This window comes from uncultured Abyssibacter sp. (genome assembly GCF_964000955.1).
GTDB lineage: Bacteria > Pseudomonadota > Gammaproteobacteria > Nevskiales > OUC007 > Abyssibacter.
Genome location: NZ_CAXFCL010000003.1, coordinates 1 through 2,922, shown reverse-complemented (window position 1 = coordinate 2,922; position 2,922 = coordinate 1). Strand labels below are relative to the sequence as shown.

Here is a 2,922-nt window from a genome sequence, read left to right as displayed (position 1 = left end):
GGCTTCCGCAGCGCGCGATTCCCGTGGTCACCGGGCTGACCAGTCTCACCGGCCTGGCGCTGCTGGGCGTGTTGCTGTTGCGGCAGGACTGGCTGGGCGCGCTCTGCGTCACCGGCTGAAACCCGGGTTCCGGTTGACATCGATCAAGATTCGGGTGCTCTTGTCACTCCATGATGAATGGACGACCACCCGCGAGGCTTGCTCATGACCCTTCCGATTCGCAAGATTTTGCTCGGCACCGATCTGTCGGAGCCTTCCATGAACGCGATGCTCCACGCCGATGCGATCGCGCAGATGTGTCATGCCGAACTGACGGCCATGTACGCCGAGGTCCTGCATGACGATCTGGCCGCCGGGGTCATGGACACCTACTGGGAACAGTTCGAAGGTCGGGTCGGCGATCGTCTAAAGGCTGTATCCGAGGAGTACTCGGTGAGTTTCACGCCGCGCGTCGAGCGCGATGTATCCGCGCGCAACGCGATTCTGCGCACGGCCGAGGACATCGGTGCCGACCTGATTGTCGTCGGCACGCATGGCCGGACGGGGATTGGTCGCTTCGTACTGGGCAGCACCGCGGAAGGGGTCGTGCGCGACGCGCCGGTCTCCGTGCTGGTGGTTCACCACACCACCGCCCATGCGCCGTACAAGAAGCTGCTCGTGCCTGTCGACCTGTCGGAGCAGAGCCGCGAGACGCTGAAGTACGCCGCCCGCCTGGCAGCCGAGTTCGACGCCGAACTTGGCGTGGTCCACGTCGTGGAGCCGGTGTCGGTGCCGCCATATTTCCCGATGGACTACGTACCGCCCGAGCCGGTTGCCGTGCACGAGACGGTCGAGCAGTTCGTCAGGGAGTCGTTGGACGGGCAGTCATTCATCCTGCATGTGTTGCGCGGGCCCGCGGCGTCCACGATCTGCAAGATTGCCGAGGACGAGGGCTACGATGTCATCGTCACCGGCACACGCGGCCTCCACGGCGTGGCGCATCTGGCGCTGGGCAGCACCACCGAACGCGTGGTGCGACTGGCCGGCGTACCGGTCTGGGTGCACAAGCCAGCAGCGGAGTCCTGACGGTGGTCCCGGCGTCGGCCGGGGCGTTCACAGGTAGGGGGAGAACAGCCAGAACGCCGCATCCCTGACACGACGCAGGGGGCCGCGCGCATCCAGGTGCTCACGTGTCAGTCGACTGCCGCCGTCAATGGCGGCATCGATGATCCCGTCCAGTCGTTCGGCGAAGGTCGCGTCGTACACCTCCACGCCCAGTTCGAAGTTCAGGCGCAGGCTGCGCGGGTCGAGATTCGCCGAGCCGATCAGTGCGTAGTGGTCGTCGATGACAAAGAGCTTGGAATGGCAGAACGGTGGCGGCTGACGCCACACGTTGATCCCGCGATCGAGCAGCCGCCCGAGCATGTGCTGGGCCGCGTAGTGCACGGCGCGGACGTTGTTGTCGTCCGGCAGCACGATGTCGACTTGCACTCCGCGCAGCGCCGCGCCCAGCAGCGCGGCCTCCAGCTCGGGCGGCGGCAGGAAGTAGGGCGTCATGATCCGCACCCGCTCCCGTGCCGAACCGACCGCCGCCTGCAGCACCAGCCGCAGGTGATCCAGATCTTCGTTGGGGCCATCGGTGATCACCCGACAGATCGAGTCGCCGGGCGGTGTGTCGCCGTCCTCCCACAGCGGCGCCGCCCACACTTCCCGGGTGGCCAGGTACCAGTCGGCCGCGAACGTGGATGCGAGCTGGTTGAGCACCGGACCGGCGAGTTCGAAGTGCGTATCGGCGGCGACCGTGCGCCGGTTTTCGGTCACCATGTGGCGGCTGCCGATATTCATGCCGCCGGTGAAGCCGACGCGGCCGTCGACCAGCAGCAGCTTGCGGTGATTGCGCAGGTTGATGTGCAGTGCTGGCGGGACCAGGCTGGGCGGATGGAAGCGGGCGCAGCGGATGCCGCGTCGACGCAACAGCCGGACGGCGCGCGGGAACGAGTAAAGCTCTCCGATGCCGTCGACGAGCACGCGAATGTCCACGCCTCGCTCATGCGCCGTGTCCAGCGCTCGGATCAGTTCGCGACCCATGCTGTTGGTCTCGAAGATATAGGTTGCCAGCGCGATCGACGTGGTCGCCGATTCGATGGCCTTCAGCATCGCCGGAAAGGCCTGTTCCCCGTTACTGAGCGGGCGAATGCGATTGCCGCCCAGCAACGGGCTTTGCGTGACGGTGTCGCCGGTGTGAATCAGCGGCAGGTGATCGGCCAGCCGCTCACGGTATGCCGGGTCTTCCCGGATGTCCGGTTGCGCATGCGACGACAGTTCGTCGGGCAGCGCCGTGGCGATTTGTCGCGCGCGGTTCTTGACGCGGTTGATGCCGAACAGCAGATAGAGAATGGGACCGGCGACGGGAAACAGCAGCGTTACCGCGATCCAGCCCCAGGCCGCGCGCGGGTCGGGGAGATGCAGCAGGGCGTGGATGCCCGCGGTGACGGCGATCAGTACCGTGCCACCGAGGGCCAGGGCCTGCCACGGAATCTCCAGCAATCGGACGCCTCCTTGCGGGCCGCCCGGAGGAGCCGCGTGGGGCTCCGTGCAGGATCGGCTTCAGTCTTGAGCGGCTAGTGTACGCAGCCGTTCCGGGTCCAGAAACGAAATGTCCCGGCCTTCGACGGCAATCACGTGCTGGTCGCGCAGCCGGCTGAACACGCGGCTCACGGTTTCGATGCGCAGCCGCAGGTGGTTGCCGATATCGCGCCGGCTCATCTTCAGGCTCAGCCGCGATGCGTCGAAGCCGCGGTCGGCCATGCGGTTGCGCAGATCGAGCAGAAAGCCGGCAACGGCGGCGTCGGCGCTGCGGTTCCGCGCGCGCTCGATCTGCGTGTCCAGCTCGCGTGAGGCGATACGCGTCATCTTGCGCATCAGCTTCGGGGTCTCGCCCAT

Annotated in this window: 3 protein-coding genes; 1 reads left to right on the top strand and 2 read right to left on the bottom strand. The window is 66.5% G+C overall.

Annotation, left to right across the window (positions count from 1 at the left end):
- Window positions 1–177: 177 nt before the first annotated feature.
- The gene (locus tag ABNS06_RS00105) at window positions 178–1,065 is read left to right on the top strand and encodes a universal stress protein (RefSeq protein WP_348671818.1); all 888 of its coding nucleotides are present in this window, start codon (window positions 178–180) and stop codon (window positions 1,063–1,065) included.
- A 27-nt stretch (window positions 1,066–1,092) separates the two neighbouring features.
- Here the strand turns inward: ABNS06_RS00105 and ABNS06_RS00100 are convergent, their stop codons facing one another.
- Window positions 1,093–2,526, bottom strand: coding sequence for a phospholipase D-like domain-containing protein (locus tag ABNS06_RS00100; protein ID WP_348671817.1), 1,434 nt, complete (start codon window positions 2,524–2,526; stop codon window positions 1,093–1,095).
- A 60-nt stretch (window positions 2,527–2,586) separates the two neighbouring features.
- A partial coding sequence (locus ABNS06_RS00095; RefSeq protein ID WP_348671815.1) for a helix-turn-helix domain-containing protein occupies window positions 2,587–2,922 on the bottom strand: 336 nt, incomplete at its 5' end.

What these genes read in the sequence shown, in the direction of transcription:
- ABNS06_RS00105 (WP_348671818.1), top strand. Translation starts at nt 178, where the DNA reads ATGGACGACCACCCGCGAGGCTTGCTCATGACCCTTCCGATTCGCAAG.